Annotated in this window: 16 protein-coding genes and 1 tRNA gene; 11 read left to right on the top strand and 6 right to left on the bottom strand. The window is 70.0% G+C overall.

From position 1 onward, the window contains the following. Positions 1 to 70 precede the first annotated feature (70 nt). The 3 genes from SMIR_RS18420 to SMIR_RS18410 are packed head-to-tail and all read right to left on the bottom strand — an operon-like array spanning position 71 to position 1,603. The gene (locus SMIR_RS18420) at positions 71 to 604 is read right to left on the bottom strand and encodes an FHA domain-containing protein FhaB/FipA (protein WP_168493599.1); all 534 of its coding nucleotides are present in this window, start codon (positions 602 to 604) and stop codon (positions 71 to 73) included. A gap of 10 nt (positions 605 to 614) precedes the next feature. Further along, entirely contained in the window at positions 615 to 1,472 is an 858-nt protein-coding gene (locus tag SMIR_RS18415; protein ID WP_212727179.1) for an FHA domain-containing protein, read from the bottom strand. Then, complete coding sequence (locus SMIR_RS18410) at positions 1,460 to 1,603, bottom strand: hypothetical protein (RefSeq protein WP_168493601.1); 144 nt, start codon at positions 1,601 to 1,603, stop codon at positions 1,460 to 1,462. Before SMIR_RS18410 ends, SMIR_RS18415 begins: the two co-directional genes overlap by 13 nt. 368 nt (positions 1,604 to 1,971) lie before the next feature. On the opposite strand from SMIR_RS18410, the gene SMIR_RS18405 reads away from it, so the two are divergent. Further along, positions 1,972 to 2,058 (top strand) — tRNA-Leu (locus tag SMIR_RS18405). A gap of 157 nt (positions 2,059 to 2,215) precedes the next feature. On the opposite strand, the gene SMIR_RS18400 is transcribed toward SMIR_RS18405, so the two are convergent. Then, positions 2,216 to 3,403: a sensor histidine kinase gene (locus tag SMIR_RS18400; protein WP_168493603.1), complete on the bottom strand. Its 1,188-nt coding sequence runs from the start codon at positions 3,401 to 3,403 to the stop codon at positions 2,216 to 2,218. 312 nt (positions 3,404 to 3,715) lie between these two features. On the opposite strand from SMIR_RS18400, the gene SMIR_RS44310 reads away from it, so the two are divergent. Next, complete coding sequence (locus tag SMIR_RS44310) at positions 3,716 to 4,321, top strand: TetR family transcriptional regulator (RefSeq protein WP_168493605.1); 606 nt, start codon at positions 3,716 to 3,718, stop codon at positions 4,319 to 4,321. Between the two features lie 770 nt (positions 4,322 to 5,091). Here SMIR_RS44310 and SMIR_RS18390 read toward each other — a convergent pair. Together SMIR_RS18390 and SMIR_RS18385 are read right to left on the bottom strand one after the other, a co-directional pair. Continuing rightward, on the bottom strand, positions 5,092 to 5,712 hold the full coding sequence (locus tag SMIR_RS18390; protein ID WP_168493607.1) for a ScbR family autoregulator-binding transcription factor: 621 nt from the start codon (positions 5,710 to 5,712) through the stop codon (positions 5,092 to 5,094). A gap of 232 nt (positions 5,713 to 5,944) precedes the next feature. Next, on the bottom strand, positions 5,945 to 6,739 hold the full coding sequence (locus tag SMIR_RS18385; protein WP_168493609.1) for a response regulator transcription factor: 795 nt from the start codon (positions 6,737 to 6,739) through the stop codon (positions 5,945 to 5,947). Positions 6,740 to 7,213: 474 nt separating this feature from the next. Here SMIR_RS18385 and SMIR_RS18380 point away from each other — a divergent pair, with 474 nt between their 5' ends. From SMIR_RS18380 to SMIR_RS18340, 9 genes are all read left to right on the top strand, one after another. Further along, positions 7,214 to 8,335 carry a ScbA/BarX family gamma-butyrolactone biosynthesis protein gene (locus SMIR_RS18380; RefSeq protein ID WP_168493611.1) on the top strand — a complete coding sequence of 374 codons (1,122 nt, stop codon included), beginning with the start codon at positions 7,214 to 7,216 and terminating at the stop codon, positions 8,333 to 8,335. Positions 8,336 to 8,391: 56 nt separating this feature from the next. Beyond that, positions 8,392 to 9,369 carry an NAD-dependent epimerase/dehydratase family protein gene (locus SMIR_RS18375; protein ID WP_168493613.1) on the top strand — a complete coding sequence of 326 codons (978 nt, stop codon included), beginning with the start codon at positions 8,392 to 8,394 and terminating at the stop codon, positions 9,367 to 9,369. A gap of 400 nt (positions 9,370 to 9,769) precedes the next feature. Continuing rightward, entirely contained in the window at positions 9,770 to 11,545 is a 1,776-nt protein-coding gene (locus SMIR_RS18370; RefSeq protein ID WP_168493615.1) for an acetyl/propionyl/methylcrotonyl-CoA carboxylase subunit alpha, read from the top strand. A 165-nt stretch (positions 11,546 to 11,710) separates the two neighbouring features. Then, positions 11,711 to 12,040, top strand: a complete 330-nt coding sequence (locus tag SMIR_RS18365) for a TcmI family type II polyketide cyclase (protein ID WP_168493618.1) — start codon at positions 11,711 to 11,713, stop codon at positions 12,038 to 12,040. Further along, positions 12,037 to 13,308, top strand: a complete 1,272-nt coding sequence (locus tag SMIR_RS18360) for a beta-ketoacyl-[acyl-carrier-protein] synthase family protein (protein ID WP_101399151.1) — start codon at positions 12,037 to 12,039, stop codon at positions 13,306 to 13,308. Before SMIR_RS18365 ends, SMIR_RS18360 begins: the two co-directional genes overlap by 4 nt. Further along, positions 13,305 to 14,519: a ketosynthase chain-length factor gene (locus tag SMIR_RS18355; RefSeq protein ID WP_101399153.1), complete on the top strand. Its 1,215-nt coding sequence runs from the start codon at positions 13,305 to 13,307 to the stop codon at positions 14,517 to 14,519. Before SMIR_RS18360 ends, SMIR_RS18355 begins: the two co-directional genes overlap by 4 nt. A 74-nt stretch (positions 14,520 to 14,593) precedes the next feature. Then, positions 14,594 to 14,869: an acyl carrier protein gene (locus SMIR_RS18350; RefSeq protein ID WP_054237212.1), complete on the top strand. Its 276-nt coding sequence runs from the start codon at positions 14,594 to 14,596 to the stop codon at positions 14,867 to 14,869. A gap of 96 nt (positions 14,870 to 14,965) precedes the next feature. After that, complete coding sequence (gene fabG / locus SMIR_RS18345; protein ID WP_060898869.1) at positions 14,966 to 15,751, top strand: 3-oxoacyl-ACP reductase FabG; 786 nt, start codon at positions 14,966 to 14,968, stop codon at positions 15,749 to 15,751. A 50-nt stretch (positions 15,752 to 15,801) separates the two neighbouring features. Beyond that, positions 15,802 to 16,737 (top strand): aromatase/cyclase, encoded by a 936-nt coding sequence (locus SMIR_RS18340; RefSeq protein ID WP_168493620.1) that lies wholly within the window; start codon positions 15,802 to 15,804, stop codon positions 16,735 to 16,737. Positions 16,738 to 16,739: the final 2 nt, after the last annotated feature.

Genomic DNA, 16,739 nt, shown 5'->3' with positions numbered 1-16,739 from the left:
GGTCGGGAGCGCGCCGGGGTCCGTCGTGTGGACCGCTGCTGCGTGCTCGCTCCGCTCGCTCATTGTCGTACTACTTCCGCAGCTCGATGACGGTCTTGCCGATGCGGATCGGCGCGCCCAGCGGAACAGGCGTGGGAGTCGTCAGTCGGCTCCGGTCGAGATACGTGCCATTGGTGGAGCCGAGGTCCTCGACGATCCACTGGCCGTCCCGGTCCGGGTAGATCCTGGCATGGCGGCTGGACGCGTAGTCGTCGTCCAGCACGATGGTGCTGTCGTGCGCGCGGCCCAGGGTGATGGTCTGCCCCTGCAGCGCGACGGTCGTGCCCGTGAGAGTGCCTTCGGAGACGACCAGCTTGGTGGGGGCGCCGCGGCGCTGTCGGCCACCACCGCCGCCGCCGCTCGGCGGCGCCGCCTGCTGGCGCTGCGGAGGTGGTGTGGTTTGGCGCGCGGCCTGCTGCGGCCTGGAGGCGTCCCTGCGCGAGCCGCGCTGTGTGACGCGCGTTCCGAACAGGTCGCTGCGGATGACCTGCACGGCCACGATCACGAACAGCCACAGTACGGCCAGGAAACCCAGCCGCATGACCGTGAGGGTCAGCTCTGACATTGCCCCCGCTTCACCCTTCGGCTTGCCGGTAAATGATGGTGGTGCTGCCCACGACGATCCGCGAGCCGTCGCGGAGCGTAGCGCGGGTGGTGTGCTGCCCGTCCACCACGATGCCGTTGGTGGACCCGAGATCCTGGATCGTCGAGGGCGTTCCGGTCCGGATCTCACAGTGCCGGCGGGATACGCCGGGGTCGTCGATCCGCACGTCGGCTTCGGTGCTGCGGCCCATCACCAACGTCGGGCGGGAGATCTGATGGCGTGCGCCGTTGATCTCGATCCAGTGCCGCATACGGCCGCCGGCCGCCGGGCCCGGAGCCGCGCCGGGCCGGGAGCCCATCGGCGAGGGGCCGGGGCGCACGCCGGGCGGCGGCGCGGACGGCATCGGGGGAGCGCCTGCGGGACTCGCGCCCGGGGCGGCAGCCGGATAGCCGTAGCCACCGGGCCGGCCGGGGGGCGGGCCCGCGGGGGCGCGCTCGGGGGCCTGCTGGTCGGTGGAGGAGGCGAGCGTACGGCTGCGCACCCGGTAGAGACCGGTGTCGAGGTCGTCCGCCTTCTCCAGGTGGACCTTGATGGGGCCCATGAAGGTGTAGCGCTGCTGCTTGGCGTAGTCGCGCACCATCCCGGCGAGCTCGTCGCCGAGCTGGCCGGAGTAGGGGCTGAGGCGCTCGAAGTCCGGCGCGCTCAGCTCCACGATGAAGTCGTTGGGTACGACGGTCCGGTCGCGGTTCCAGATCGTGGCGTTGTTGTCGCACTCGCGCTGCAGCGCTCCGGCGATCTCCACGGGCTGGACCTCGGACTTGAACACCTTGGCGAAGGTGCCGTTGACCAGACCTTCGAGGCGCTGCTCGAACTTCTTCAGGACTCCCATGGGGCACCTCCTCCTTCGTAACCGTCCTGGTTCTGCCTGCTGTCCACGTCGTACTGCGTACGGCCCACTGTGTCGTACGGCCTGCCGTAGTCGTCCTGGTCCTGCTGGTACTGCTTACTGATCGTATCCACGCGTCGGGAAATCGGCTGGTTCCCCCTGTCGGCCCTGTCGACGGGTGTCGACGCCTTCCGAAGTCCCTTCCCGGAGTTCCCTCCGGGGCACCTCTTCGAACACTTCCCGGCACTACTCCTGCCAAGGATCGTAGAGGCGCTCCGAGACCAGTGTCCCGCACCTGACTGTGCACCCTGCCCTGCTCCTGGAGAGATGGCCTGGACCGGTACGAGGTTGATACGTGAACCGGTTAGGCCTGAGACGTGCGGTGCCGGCGGGGCCCGTGGCCGTGGGAAAGGGATGTGATTCCACCCCGGACAGCGTGCTAATCTTCTGCATGTCGACAGGCGCTCACACCACTCGGTGAGAGACCAAAGACACACCCAATGCGCGGGTGGCGGAATAGGCAGACGCGCTGGATTCAGGTTCCAGTGCCCGCAAGGGCGTGGGGGTTCAACTCCCCCCTCGCGCACCAGCGAAAAGGGCTCATCGTCAAGACGATGGGCCCTTTTCCGTGTCTCCGGTACGGGGCCGGGGTCGGGCGCGCCGGGCTGGGTCCGGGGGGTTGAGGTGGGGTCGGCCGGGGTGCTGGTCGGAGTGTGTTCTGTCTCTCAGTTTTTGTCGGGCGGGGCTCAGGGGTGTCCGCGCAGGGGCAGATGGATCTCCAGCAGGGTGCCGGTGGGGGTGCCCGGGGTGATGCCGGTCCGGCCGCCGAGGTCCTCGACGCGGTCGGTGAGGGAGCGCAGGGCCCGCGCGGAATCGGCGGAACCTCCCACGGGGCCGTGGCCGTCGTCGGTCACCTTCGCGTACAGCCAGCGCCTGGTGATGCGTACGACGGTGTCCACGCGGCGCGCGCCCGAGCGGGCCAGGCGGTCGCGCAGGGCCTCGCGCAGGGCGAGGAATGTCTCCTCCCGGTGCCGCTCGGAGAGGGTCCACTCGTCGCCGATGACCTCGACGGAGGTCTGGATACCGCGGCCGTCGCGGGGACGTGGGCCCGCGAGGAAGGCCTCCAGGGCCTCGCGCAGGGGCGGCAGGTCGGCGCGGTGGCGCACACCGTCGATGAGCGCCTGGTTCTCCCTGGCCGCCGCGGACAGTGCCCTTTGGGCGGTGGCGAGGTGGGCGGCGACGGTGCCGGGAGCGCCAGCGGTGGGTGAGCCGGTCCTGCCGGGGGCGCAGGTCGCCGCGGCGTCGAGGCTGAGTCGGGCCAGGGACAGGGCGCCGCCCAGCTCGTCGTGCAGCTGCCGGGCCAGCCGGCGGCGCTCGCCGCGGCCGTCGTCGCCGGACCACATGCCCTCCCCGGCCTCCCGGACGACCTCGCCGAGGCGCCGGACGACCGCGACCGCGCGGGGCAGCGCGCTCTCGTGGTGCGCGATGCCGTTCTCCAGGACGTGCAGCAGGGCGCACTCGAGGAGCAGGGCGACCGCGGCGGCCACCTGGTGCGGGGAGGCGGCGGGCGGGGCGATGGGCGCGGGGGCGGGGATGGTGTCCGCGGCACGCGCCAGGGCGGTGCGGGCGAACTCCGTCAGCGTGGTGCGCAGGGTGGGCACTTCCGCCTCGGCGGGGGCGAGTGCGGTGGGGAGGCGGGCGGTGAAGCGGTCCAGGACGGCGCCGGTCTCCCAGGATCCCAGGGTGGTGGCGGACGACATCAAGGGGGAGTGGCCCGGGCGGGGCGACATCCGGGCCGCCGCACGGACCAGGCCCTCGTGCAGGGCTTCGCCGAATCCATTGCCGACCAGGGGGATGGCCGCGGTGACAGGGGGGATCGGGCCGGTCGGTGCGGTCGTGGAGGTGGGCGCGGTGGGGGCGGTCGTGCTGCTCATCGGACTCCTCAACGCTCGGGTGACGCTTGGGTGCCGGGGGCAACGTGGCCATCGCCAACGTAACAAACAGACTTGTCTGATTGTCAAGAGTGAGAGGGGGTTCCGGATGGGGTGTGCTCACGGGATCGTCCGGCCGTCAAGAGGCCGTACATGGGCAAGAGCTGCAGGATTTATGGGGATTGGATGGAGGTCTGGGTTCACAGGGCTGTCGACTAAAACATGCATGGTTGTATGATTCCGGTTGTTGCCGGCGCCCTCAGGGCGCCCGCGCGCTCCTTCATGCCAAGAGCAGGAATAGGCAGGTGCAGCCTGATGCAGACCCGGTCCGAACAGACCCGTCAGGCTCTCGTCCGTGCCGCGGCGGAACTGATAGCGAACGGCCGGCTCTCCGATGCGGGACTGGTCAACATCTGCCGCCGGGCCGGGGTGAGCCGGGGGGCTCTCTATCACCACTTCTCCTCCACCGCGGAGTTGACGGCCGCGGTGTACGAGCAGGCGCACGAGCGGGTTGTCGCGCTGATGGACGAGGCCTTCGAGGGGCCCGTGGAGGATGCCCCGGAGCGCCTCCTGGTCGCCCTGTGCGAGGCGTTGCGTACGGAGGAACTGGTCCGGGCCGGCATACAGCTGGCGGTGGACGGGTCGGCGGGGCCCCCGCGGTTGCGTGACGACGTACTGGCGTTGGTGCGCAGGCGGGTGGTCGACGCGCACCGGGACGTGGTGCCGGCGCCGGAGGATCTGGCCGATCTGGCGGTGGTGGTGGCCGCGGGGCTGGAGTCGCTCGGGCACACGGACGCGGAGTGGTGGGACCCCAAGACGTCCAAGCGGTTGTGGGTGTTGTTGCGTCCGTTGTTCTCGTTGGCCGGGGAGGGGCGGGCGGAGGAGGAACAGCGGGTGGGCAGCGGGTCCGAGGGGGTTTGAGGGGGCCTGACGTCTTGAAGCGGGGGCGGGGTGTGGGGAGTTCGGCCGGAGAGGGGCTCGCCTGCGTCGCTCGACGGGGACGGGGCTCGAGGTCCGTGCGGGGGTGAGCGCGGGCCTCTGGGCCTTCCTCAAGCTCCCACGTTCCGGGCGGAGTTGACCCGAGGTTCGGCGAGCGCAACTTGGCCGGGCCAGGGGCAGGGGCCGTCTCTCGACCTGGGTGAGGCAGCGGTGGGGAGTCGCGAACCCCGGGCGAGTTCGTGGTCATGGGCTTGGGTACGCGGCCCAGAGCCCGGGGGACATCGGCCCCGTCCCGGAGTTGGAAGGCGGCTGGAGCCCGGCTGGGCTGCGCGCGGGGGAACGAGGCCCGAACTCGGTGACGTGTCGGGGCCCGGGTGCGGGTGGGGTCCTCGGTGGTCGGAGGTCGGTTGCGGGGGCCCGTGTTCGGGGCGGCGCGAGAGGGCGCCTGCGGTGACGGGGTTGGTCCGGAGCGGGTGTTGTCCGGGGGCCGGGGTCGGGACAGGCCCTCGGCCTTCGCAGGTCCGTCGCGGGGCGTGCCCGTGAACGGGACGGCACGCGAAAAACACCCCTGGTGGGGGGCTTGGCCCGGGGTGAGGTGTCGGGCTGGGGTCCCTCACGGGTGAGGCGGACCTGCCCGGAGCTCGCGTTCGGGGTGCCGTGTTCTGTTCGGCGGGCGGTGCGGGGGCGCGGGGTGCGGGCTTGGTTGTGAGGTTGTCGGGTTCAGGGGTGCGGCCGGGCGGGCCGGACGGTGGTCAGGCGGGCTCGTGGGCCGGCGGCGGGACGGTGCGGAGGCGGCCGAGCATGCCGGGCGTGGCCAGACCGGGCAGCACGAAGCGCCAGAAGGCACCGATGCGTTCCGGCAGATCCTCGCGGTTGCTGTAGACCTGGGACATCAACTGCAGGCCGGTGAAGGCGCCGACGATGGTCGACGTGGCTTCCTGGATGTCCACGCCGGGCAGGATCTCGCCCTGCTCCTCGGCCTGCCGCAGCAGGGCGAGTATGGCGGCGCCGGACTGCTCGTACGCCGTCTGCGGCGGCCGCGAGAACGACGTCTGCTCGACGGCGAGCCGTACACTGGCCCGTAGCACCGGATCGCGCTGGAGACGCTGGGCGAACTCCAGGGTGAGGTCGATGACCGCCTGGAGCTTCACCGCCTGGTCCGGCACCACCAGCGCCTCGCTGTGCGCGGTCACGAGGGCCACGGCGATCGCTTCCTTGGAAGGGAAGTGGTGGTACAGCGCGCCTCGAGTGAGGCCCGTCCGGGCCAGGATGTCGTTGGTGCTCGCCGCGTCGTAGCCGCGCTCGTCGAACACGCGGGCCGCGGACTCCAGGATCGAGTGCCTCGACCTCGTCCCGCGCTCTTGTGTGGCCATACCAGGTCCTTGCTCTCGCCCACTGGAATTTTACCGACTGGTCTGTATTGTATCGGCAAGGCGGCACGCCGCCAGTAGGCGGGAGTATTTGCTTCCGGTTTGGCTCGATTTTCGGTCGGTCCTCGGCCACTCCTCGAGTGCTTCTCAAGCGGTCGTCAAGCGGTCATCAAGTGGCCCTCATGGGGTCGTCGAGCGGTCCTCGCGTGGTCCTCGTACGGCCTGCGGGTGCCGCTCAGGGGTGGCCGAGCCGAAAACCGACACCGCGTACGGTGATGATCCAACTGCTCGAACCGAGCTTGCCGCGCAGGCTGCTGACGTGGGTGTCGATGGTGCGCCCGCGGTGGGACCAGGTGTCGTCCCAGACCTGCGCCATGAGCTGGCGTCGCGGCATGACGGTGCCGGGCTGCGAGGCCAGCAGATGCAGCAGGTCGAACTCCTTGCGGGTCAGGTCCACCGGCTTCCCGTTCAGCGTGGCCACCCGGGTGCCGACGTCGATGCGCAGCGGCCCGTGGGTGATGACCTGGGCGGCGGCGGGCTGTTGACGCACCCGGCGCATCACCGCCTCCATCCGGGCCAGTAACTCGCGGAAGCCGTACGGCTTGACCAGGTAGTCGTCCGAGCCGGCCTGTAGTCCGAGCACCCGGTCGAGCTCTGAGCCGCGCGCGGTGACGGCGATGACCGGGGTGTCGCAGACCGCCCGGATGCCCCGGCACACCTCGAGCCCGTCCAGGTCGGGCAGGTCCAGGTCGAGCAGTAGGAGATCGGCATCGCGGTGCGCCTGGAGCGCCTTGGTGCCGGTGGCCACGCTCTGTGCGGCGTACCCCTGCCGCAGCAGGCCCTGGACGAGGGAGTCGGCGGCCCTGACATCGTTTTCTACGACCAGGACGCGCAGTGCTCCGGCCGGGGGGCCGGGGTGGTCGGTGGCCGTCTGTGGGGCAACGGCCCGCCCGGGCTGGGGAATCGTGGGGCGGTGCGGAAGATTGCGCTGCGATCGGGCGTCGAGTAGATCCACGGCTTGCCGATTCATCTGCTCCTCCTGAGGCACAGTCTCGTCATCACGGAACGGACTGCTGAACTCTCACAATGAGGACGATAGCAAACAGACTTGTCTGATTGTCAACGTGTTCGAAATCCCCCGCGCGTCGGTCCGTGCCTTTTCCAATCTACCCACGTTGACCTGCGTATATGTAGAGAGATCCGGAGCTTCAAGGTCATGTTTCCGGCAGGTTGCGGTCGGGGTGGAGCCTCTTGTCCGGCGTGTGTCTCTGGCGCTAACCATGCAGGTCTGCACGGTTTGAAAGATCAGGCGTCCCGGGTGGCGCAATCGTGCTGTATCGGCCTGTAGGGGCGGCTCATCGCTCGAAGGATGCTAAAGCTTTACTTGAAAAACCGAACAGACATGTCTGTATCTTGTGTGAGCGAGAGAACGTCGGCCACGGGGGGTGGCTGCCGGCGGTACGGATTGCTGCCCCCTGCTCGGAACCAGACAGGAGTGCCGTACATGTCGTACACCACCTCCACCCGTGTGTCCGTCGAAGACGACGTCGCGACGGTGGGCACCAGCGCCTCACGAACCGCTGCTCGAAACGCTGTTAAACCCGCCGTTCAGGCCTCTGCCCAGGCCTCTGCCAAAGCCTCCGTCCAGACCGCCGCGCGAACTCTGACGCCGCGGCTGACCACGACGGTTCCGCGCGAGTACGTCCATCGCGCCGCCGTCTCGGAGGTCCTGCTGACCGGCTGGGAAGCCGCCGCCGAACCAGCCGGACCCGACCGGCCGGACGAGTTCGCGGTCAGTGCCCAATGGCCGCGCAGCCACTCCTTCTTCACCCAGTCCGGCGGCTACCAGGACCCGATGCTCCTGATCGAGTCCGTCCGCCAGATCGGTTCCCTGCTCGCGCACGCCGAGTTCGGCGTCCCCTTCGGGCACCAGTTCCTGATGTGGGACATGTTCTTCAGCACCTCCCCCGAACTCCTCGTCGCGGACGCCGTCCCCACGGAAGTCGAACTGCGCACCGTCTGCCGCGACATCGTCCGCAGGGGCCGGGTGCTCGGCGGTATGCGCTACGACGTCACCGTGCTGCGCGACGGAAGGGCGCTGGCCACCGCGGGCGCCGCGTTCAGCTGCACCAGTCCCGCCGTCCACCGCAGGCTGCGCGCCGGCCGGCCCACCACCACCGACCGCGTCGTGCCGCCCGCGATCGACCCGGCCGCGGTGGGACACTCCGACGACCGGCACGTGCTGCTCGCCGAGCCCAAGTCCAGGCCTGAGTCCGAACTCAAGCCCGAGCCCGGATGGGCCTCCGGTACCGGCGACCGCTGGGAACTGCGCGTCGACACCGCCCACCCCACCTTCTTCGACCACCCCGTCGATCACATACCGGGCATGGTCCTGCTGGAAGCCGCCCGGCAGGCCGCCCTCGTCTCGACCGGGATGCCGGACGCCCTCCTGGTCGGCCTCAAGAGCAACTTCGCGCGCTACGCCGAGTTCGACGCGCCCTGCTGGATCGAGCCGCAGGCCGAACCGCACGGTACGGAGGGCGGCGTACTGGTGCGGGTGCGCGGTACGCAGCACGCTGAGACCGTCTTCACCGCCGAGCTCGTCCTGAGCCCGCGCGGCCGTTGAGCCCGCGCATCCTCCGTACGCCTGGGAGAGCGTCCCCATCCCGAGGAGACAGACCCGTGCCCACCATCCTGATCACCGGCGCCGCCGGCTTCGTCGGCGGACACGTCGCCCGTGAAGCGGCCCGGTACCGGGCCGACTTGAGGCTCATGTCCCATCGCAGTCCCCTGCTCGGCTCCGGTCCCCCGCTCCACAAGGGCTCCCCCATCCAGGAGGGTCCTGCGGCCCATGACGGTGCTCGCGTCGTACGGGCCGATCTGACCGACCCCGCGTCCTTGCACGGGGTGTGCGACGGAGTCGACGTCCTGATCCACTGCGCCTCGCAGATCGGCGGCGGCGTCGAGGCCAACGAGGCCGTCAACGCCCGTGGCACGGCGGCGCTCATCGAGGAAGCGCGCCGCGCGGGGGTCGTGCGCATCGTCCAGCTGAGCACCGCGTCCGTCTACGGCCGTGGCACCTTCCGTGGCGACCGGCCCGAAGAACTGTCCCGTAACCCGGGCTCGCCCACGTCCCTCACCCGGGCCACGGCCGAGGACACCGTCCTCGCGGCCGGCGGTGTCGTCCTGCGCCCGCACCTGGTGTACGGGGAGGGCGACAGGTGGGTGGTGCCCGGCCTGACCCGGATGCTGCGCGTGCTGCCCGGCACGGTGGAGGGCTGGCCCGCCCGGACCTCCGTGATCGCCGCACCCGAACTGGCCGCGCTGCTGGTGGCCACCGCGCTCGCTCCCGCCGCCGACCTGACCGCCTCCGTCTACCACGCCACCCACCCGGAGCCCCTCCCCGTGGGCACCCTCCTGCGCGCGGTCGCCGACTGCACGGGGACCGACTGGCCGGACCGGGAACTGACCGCCGACCGAGCCCGGGCGGTCCTGGCCGAGAAGGGCGTGCCTCCGTCCGGGCTCGACATGTTCACCACCGACCACGTCTTCGACAGCACCCCGCTCTGGTCCGACCTGCGTCGCGCACCCGGCGCCGGCTTCGACACCGATTTCCCCCTCGCGGCGCCCTGGTACCGCAAGGCCCTGCGGGACGGTTGACCGAGTACGGGCCCGCGAGCTCGACCGGCCAAGTGGTCGACCCGCCAAGTGGTCGACCGGCCCGCGAAACCCTGTGGGGCGGCGGGAAGTGCCTCCCGAACGCAGCCCCTGAACGCCTCCTGAACGCCTCCTGAGCGTCTCCCGAACGCCACCCCGGAACGCCTCCTGAACGGCCCTCGAAATTTTCCCCGGAATGGCGCATTCCTTTTCTTTCCGGACCCGGCGGATCCGTCCGCCGGGTCCGGCAATTTGACGGAGGCCTGACCTTCTTCTTTCCTCTTCCGGTAAATGCTGCCCCGGGTCTGCTGATTCTGACCCAGTTCTGCAACGGACCGTATTGAAGGGGAAGTGCGCACTCGAACAGTCTTGTGGCTCCGAGCGGAGTCTGGGGAGGTTCATCGTGCGCAAGGTGCTCATCGCCAACCGTGGCGAAATCGCTGTCCGCGTGGCCCGGGCGTGCCGGGATGCCGGGATCGCGAGCGTTGCCGTGTATGCGGAACCAGACAGGGACGCGTCGCATGTCCGGGCGGCGGACGAGGCGTTCGCTTTGGGCGGTGACACCCCCGCCACCAGCTACCTGGACATCGCCAAGGTCCTCCAGGCCGCCAAGGACTCCGGCGCGGACGCCATCCACCCGGGCTACGGCTTCCTGTCGGAGAACGCCGAGTTCGCCCAGGCGGTCCTGGACGCCGGCCTGACCTGGATCGGCCCGCCCCCGCAGGCCATCCGCGACCTCGGCGACAAGGTCTCCGCCCGCCACATCGCCCAGCGTGCCGGCGCCCCTCTCGTCGCGGGCACCCCCGACCCGGTGAGCGGCGCCGACGAAGTCGTCGCCTTCGCCGAAGAGCACGGACTGCCGATCGCGATCAAGGCCGCCTTCGGCGGCGGCGGACGCGGCCTGAAGGTCGCCCGCACCCTCGAAGAAGTCCCCGAGCTCTACGACTCCGCCGTCCGCGAGGCAGTGGCCGCCTTCGGCCGCGGCGAGTGCTTCGTCGAGCGCTACCTCGACAAGCCCCGCCACGTCGAGACCCAGTGCCTGGCCGACACCCACGGCAACGTCGTCGTCGTCTCCACCCGCGACTGCTCGCTGCAGCGCCGCCACCAGAAGCTGGTGGAAGAGGCCCCGGCGCCGTTCCTGTCGGACGCCCAGGTGGCGGAGCTGTACTCCTCCTCCAAGGCGATCCTCAAGGAAGCCGGCTACGTCGGCGCCGGCACCGTCGAATTCCTCGTCGGCATGGACGGCACGATCTCCTTCCTGGAGGTCAACACCCGCCTCCAGGTCGAACACCCCGTCACCGAGGAAGTCGCCGGCATCGACCTCGTCCGCGAGATGTTCCGCATCGCCGACGGCGAGGAACTCGGCTACGGCGACCCCGCCCTGCGCGGCCACTCCTTCGAGTTCCGCATCAACGGCGAAGACCCGGGACGCAACTTCCTGCCCGCCCCCGGCACGGTGACGCTGTTCGCCCCGCCGTCGGGTCCTGGCGTCCGCCTGGACGCGGGTGTGCAGTGCGGCAGTGTGATCGGCCCGGCCTGGGACTCCCTGCTCGCCAAGCTGATCGTCACCGGCGCCACCCGCGAGCAGGCGCTCCAGCGCGCCGCCCGCGCCCTCGAGGAGTTCGAGATCGGCGGGATGGCCACCGCGCTGCCCTTCCACCGTGCGGTCGTCAAGGACCCGGCCTTCGCCCCCGAACTGACCGGCTCCACCGACCCGTTCACGGTCCACACCCGCTGGATCGAGACCGAGTTCGTCAATGGCATCCCGGCCTTCACCAACCCCGCCGAGGCGGCGGATGCGGAGGACGAGCCGGGCCGCGAGTCCGTCGTCGTCGAGGTCGGCGGCAAGCGCCTGGAGGTCTCGCTGCCGTCCTCGCTGGGCATGTCGCTGGCCCGCACCGGCCTCGCCGCCGGCGCCAAGCCGAAGCGCCGCGCGGCCAGGAGGTCGGGCCCGGTCGCCTCCGGTGACACGCTCGCCTCGCCCATGCAGGGCACGATCGTCAAGGTCGCGGTCGAGGAAGGCCAGGAGGTCAAGGAGGGCGACCTCGTCGTCGTCCTGGAGGCCATGAAGATGGAACAGCCCCTCAACGCCCACCGCTCGGGGATCGTGAAGAGCCTCACCGCCGAAGTGGGCGCGTCCGTCGCCGCGGGCGCCGCCATGTGCGAAATCACCAGCTGAATTCCCTGGCATTGCCTGGCATTTTCCGGCATTCTCCAGCGCAATTCTGAACCGGTCTGACAATTCCCTGACACGGGGAATATTGAAACCGCTCGTACCGCCCAAGATACTGAATATGAGCTTTCGTCAACTGTTGTGTGGTGGGCCCCGAGGAGAGGGAAAAGTATGTACAGCACGCTGATTGTGGCTCGGATGGATCCCGGGTCGAGCGTCGACGTCGCGAAGGTTTTCGGTGATTTCGACGACACGGAAATGCCGCACCGCATGGGCACGCGCCGGCGCCAGCTCTTCCAGTACCGGGGTCTGTACTTCCACCTCCAGGACTTCGACGCGGACAACGGCGGCGAGCTGATCCAGCACGCCCGGCACGACCCCCGCTTCATACAGATCAGCGAGGACCTGAAGCCGTTCATCGAGGCGTACGACCCGGCCACCTGGCGCTCCCCGGCCGACGCGATGGCCACACGCTTCTACAACTGGGAGGCGTCCGCGTGACCGGCCGACGAGTTGTCATCACCGGTATCGAGGTGCTCGCCCCCGGTGGTGTCGGGGCGAAGAACTTCTGGAACCTGCTGAGCGAGGGCCGTACGGCCACCCGCCGCATCACGTTCTTCGACCCCAGCCCGTTCCGTTCCCGGGTCGCCGCCGAGATCGACTTCGATCCGGCGGAGCACGGACTGCGCCCGCAGGAGATACGCCGGATGGACCGCGCCGCGCAGTTCGCGGTGGTCGCGGCCCGCGGCGCGGTCGCCGACAGCGGTATCGACATCGACGCCTACGACCCGTACCGCGTCGGCGTCACCATCGGCAGCGCGGTCGGCGCGACCATGGGTCTGGACGAGGAGTACAACGTCGTCAGCGACGGCGGCCGGCTTCACCTGGTCGACCACGCCTACACGGCCCCGCATCTGTACAACTACCTGGTCCCCAGCTCCTTCGCGGCCGAGGTCGCGTGGGCCGTGGGTGCGCAGGGCCCCAACACGGTGGTCTCCACGGGCTGTACGTCCGGCATCGACTCGGTCGGGCACGCCGTGGAACTGCTCCGCGAGGGCTCGGCCGACGTCATGATCACGGGTTCGTCCGACGCCCCGATCTCGCCGATCACGATGGCGTGCTTCGACGCGATCAAGGCGACGACGCCCCGGGACGACGTACCCGAGCGCGCTTCGCGCCCCTTCGACGGGACCCGCAACGGGTTCGTCCTCGGTGAGGGTGCCGCCGTGTTCGTCCTGGAGGAGCTGGAGAGCGCCAAGCGGCGCGGTGCGCACATCTACGCCGAGATCGCGGGCTATGCGACGCGCTCGAACGCGTACCACATGACGGGTCTGCGCCCGGACGGGGCGGAGATGGCCGAGGCCATCACGGTCGCACTCGACGAGGCCAGGATGAACCCGACCGAGATCGACTACATCAACGCGCACGGCTCGGGCACCAAGCAGAACGACCGCCACGAGACCGAGGCGTTCAAGCGGAGCCTGGGCGACCACGCCTACCGGACCCCGGTCAGCTCGATCAAGTCGATGGTCGGGCACTCGCTCGGCGCGATCGGCTCCATCGAGATCGCCGCGTCCGCGCTGGCGATGGAGAACCACGTCGTGCCGCCCACGGCCAACCTCACCACCCCCGACCCCAAGTGCGACCTCGACTACGTGCCGCTGGTCGCCCGCGAGCAGCTCACCGACGCGGTGCTCACGGTCGGCAGCGGCTTCGGGGGCTTCCAGAGCGCCATGGTGCTGGCGCGTCCCGAGAGGAGCGTGGCATGACCACCACGGTGGTAGTGACCGGTCTGGGCATCGCCGCCCCCAACGGACTGGGCACACAGGACTACTGGGCCGCCACCCGGACCGGCAAGAACGGCATCGGGCGGGTCACCCGCTTCGACCCGTCCTCCTACCCGTCGACCCTGGCGGGCGAGGTGCCCGGCTTCGTCGCCGCGGACGTGCTGCCGAGCCGGCTGCTGCCGCAGACCGACCACATGACGCGGATGGCGCTGGTCGCCGCCGAGTGGGCGCTCGCGGACGCGGGCATCGACCCCAAGGAACTGCCCCAGTACGACATGGGCGTCGTCACGGCCAGTTCCTCGGGCGGCTTCGAGTTCGGCCAGGGCGAGCTGGAGAAGCTGTGGAGCCAGGGCAGCCAGTACGTGTCCGCGTACCAGTCCTTCGCCTGGTTCTACGCCGTCAACAGCGGCCAGATCTCCATCCGCAACGGGCTCAAGGGTCCCAGCGGCGTCATCGTCAGCGACGAGGCCGGCGGTCTCGACGCGGTGGCGCACGGCCGGCGGCTCATCCGCAAGGGCACCCCGATGATCGTCTCCGGGGGCGTCGACGCGTCGATCTGTCCCTGGGGCTGGGTGGCGCAGATGGCCGGCGACCGGCTCAGCACCAGCGACGAGCCGACCCGTGCCTATCTGCCCTTCGACGCCGACGCGGCCGGTTACGTACCGGGCGAGGGCGGCGCCATCCTGATCATGGAGTCGGCCGAGTCGGCGTGCGAGCGCGGCGCCAAGATCTACGGCGAGATCGCGGGCTACGGCTCGACGTTCGACCCGCGGCCCGGCAGCGACCGCGAGCCCGCCCTGCGCAAGGCGATCGAACTCGCCCTCGCCGACGCGGACACCGCCCCCGAGGACGTCGACGTGGTCTTCGCGGACGCGGCGGGCGTGCCGGAGCTGGACCGTATCGAGGCCGACGCGATCTCGGCGGTCTTCGGTGTCCGGGGCGTCCCGGTCACCGCGCCCAAGACGATGACGGGCCGGCTGTACTCCGGAGCGGCCCCGCTCGACGTCGCCACCGCGCTGCTGGCCATCGAGGAGGGCCTCATCCCTCCGACGGTGCACATCAACCCCGACGAGGAGTACGGCCTCGACCTGGTCCTCAACCAGTCGCGCACCGCCCAGGTGCGCACCGCCCTGGTCCTGGCCCGCGGTTACGGCGGCTTCAACTCGGCCGTCGTGGTCCGCGCCGTGGACTGACCGGCACTCCCCCTGCCCCCAACGCCCCGAGACCCCCGACTGAACGATCCATTTCGACCTGGGAAGGAACCCACGTGTCCACTTCGGAATTCACCCTGGACGACCTGCGCCGCATCCTCCAGGAGGGCGCCGGCGTCGACGAGGGCGTCGACCTCGACGGCGACATCCTCGACGAGCCGTTCGAAGTCCTCGGCTACGAGTCGCTGGCGCTCCTGGAGACCGGCAGCCGTATAGAGCGCGAGTACGGGATCGTCCTCGACGAGGACCTGCTGACCGACGCCGACACCCCGCGCGCCCTCATCGAGGCCGTGAACCAGCAGTTCGGCGCCGACGAGCCCGCCGCCGCCTGACGCCCGACGGCGTTCCCGGGCCGGGCGAAACCTTTCACCTGACCTCGTCCGGTCCGGCTCCGCCGCACCCCCGCAGAACAAAGGGAGAGGAAGCACATGTCAACGCTGGAAAAGCGGGTCGCTCTCATATCGGGGGCCACCAGCGGCATCGGCCTCGCGTCCGCGCGGGCGCTGGCCGCGGCCGGCCACCGCGTGTTCATCGGCGCCCGCAGCGCGGACAACGTCGCCGAGACCGTCAAGATCCTCCAGGAGGAGGGCATCGACGCCGACGGCACGGTCCTCGACGTCCGCGACCCCGCCTCGGTCGGCGCCTTCGTGCAGGCCGCGGTCGACCGCTTCGGCACCGTCGACGTCCTGGTCAACAACGCCGGCCGGTCCGGTGGCGGCGTCACCGCCGACATCGAGGACGAGCTGTGGACCGATGTCATCGACACCAACCTCAACAGCGTGTTCCGGCTGACGCGGGAGGTGCTCAACACCGGCGGCATGCGCCACAAGAGCCGTGGCCGCATCATCAACATCGCCTCCACGGCCGGCAAGCAGGGCGTGGTCCTGGGTGCCCCCTACTCCGCCTCGAAGCACGGCGTGGTCGGTTTCACCAAGGCCCTCGGCAATGAGCTGGCCCCCACCGGCATCACCGTGAACGCCGTCTGCCCCGGTTATGTCGAGACGCCGATGGCCCAGCGGGTGCGCGCCGGATACGCGGCCGCCTACGACACCTCCGAGGACGCCATCCTCGAGAAGTTCCAGGCCAAGATCCCGCTCGGCCGCTACTCCACCCCCGAGGAGGTCGCCGGCATGGTCGCCTACCTCGCCTCCGACACGGCCGCCTCGGTCACCGCGCAGGCCATCAACGTCTGCGGCGGACTCGGCAACTTCTGAGCACCCCCACCGACCGGCAGCCCGTACCCAGCCATGGAGAAGAAAGCGTCATGACGACCCGTGAGGTAGAGCACGAGATCACGATCGCCGCGCCCGCACCGGCCGTGTACCGGCTGCTGGCGGAGGTCACCAACTGGCCCCGGATCTTCCCGCCCACCATCCACGTGGACCGAGTGGAGCACGAGGGCTCTCAGGAGCGGATACGGATCTGGGCCACCGCCAACGGCGAGGCCAAGAACTGGACCTCGCGCCGCGAACTGGACCCCGAGGCCCTGCGCATCACCTTCCGCCAGGAGGTGACCGCTCCGCCGGTCGCCGCGATGGGCGGCACCTGGATCATCGAGCCGCTCGGCGAGAACGAGTCCCGGGTACGGCTGCTGCACGACTACCGCGCCGTCGACGACGACCCGCACGACCTCCTCTGGATCGACCAGGCCGTCGACAAGAACAGCCGCTCGGAGCTTGCCGCGCTGAAGAAGAACGTCGAGTTCGCGCACGCGGCGGAGGAGGTGACCTTCTCCTTCGAGGACACCGTCCACGTCGACGGGTCCGCCAAGGACGTGTTCGCCTTCATCAACGAGGCGAACCTGTGGTCGGAGCGTCTGCCGCACGTCGCCACGGTCCGTCTGGAAGAGGACACGGTGGGGCTCCAGACCCTGGAGATGGACACCCGGGCCAAGGACGGATCCGTCCACACCACCAAGTCCTACCGGGTGACCTTCCCCCACCAGCACATCGCGTACAAGCAGGTCACCCTGCCCGCCCTGATGACCCTGCACACCGGTCACTGGACCTTCCAGGACACCGACCAGGGCGTCGCGGCAACCTCCCAGCACACGGTCACCCTCAACACGGACAACATCGAGAGCATCCTCGGCTGCGGGGCCACCGTCGCCGACGCCCGCGAGTACGTCCACACCGCCCTGTCCACCAACAGCCGGGCCACCCTCACCCACGCCAAGGCCTTCGCAGAGAACAGGCGTTGACG

The organism is Streptomyces mirabilis, from assembly GCF_018310535.1.
Lineage (GTDB): Bacteria > Actinomycetota > Actinomycetes > Streptomycetales > Streptomycetaceae > Streptomyces.
The sequence above is the reverse complement of the archived record's forward strand: the minus strand, read 5'-3'. Positions and strand labels throughout refer to the sequence as shown.

Excerpts from the sequence above, each read along its gene's own strand:
- SMIR_RS18420 (WP_168493599.1), bottom strand. The coding sequence starts at position 604 with ATGTCAGAGCTGACCCTCACGGTCATGCGGCTGGGTTTCCTGGCCGTA.
- SMIR_RS18415 (WP_212727179.1), bottom strand. The coding sequence starts at position 1,472 with ATGGGAGTCCTGAAGAAGTTCGAGCAGCGCCTCGAAGGTCTGGTCAAC.
- SMIR_RS18400 (WP_168493603.1), bottom strand. The coding sequence starts at position 3,403 with ATGAGCAGCACGACCGCCCCCACCGCGCCCACCTCCACGACCGCACCG.
- SMIR_RS44310 (WP_168493605.1), top strand. The coding sequence starts at position 3,716 with ATGCAGACCCGGTCCGAACAGACCCGTCAGGCTCTCGTCCGTGCCGCG.
- SMIR_RS18390 (WP_168493607.1), bottom strand. The coding sequence starts at position 5,712 with ATGGCCACACAAGAGCGCGGGACGAGGTCGAGGCACTCGATCCTGGAG.
- SMIR_RS18385 (WP_168493609.1), bottom strand. The coding sequence starts at position 6,739 with ATGAATCGGCAAGCCGTGGATCTACTCGACGCCCGATCGCAGCGCAAT.
- SMIR_RS18380 (WP_168493611.1), top strand. The coding sequence starts at position 7,214 with ATGTCGTACACCACCTCCACCCGTGTGTCCGTCGAAGACGACGTCGCG.
- SMIR_RS18365 (WP_168493618.1), top strand. The coding sequence starts at position 11,711 with ATGTACAGCACGCTGATTGTGGCTCGGATGGATCCCGGGTCGAGCGTC.
- SMIR_RS18355 (WP_101399153.1), top strand. The coding sequence starts at position 13,305 with ATGACCACCACGGTGGTAGTGACCGGTCTGGGCATCGCCGCCCCCAAC.
- fabG (WP_060898869.1), top strand. The coding sequence starts at position 14,966 with ATGTCAACGCTGGAAAAGCGGGTCGCTCTCATATCGGGGGCCACCAGC.
- SMIR_RS18340 (WP_168493620.1), top strand. The coding sequence starts at position 15,802 with ATGACGACCCGTGAGGTAGAGCACGAGATCACGATCGCCGCGCCCGCA.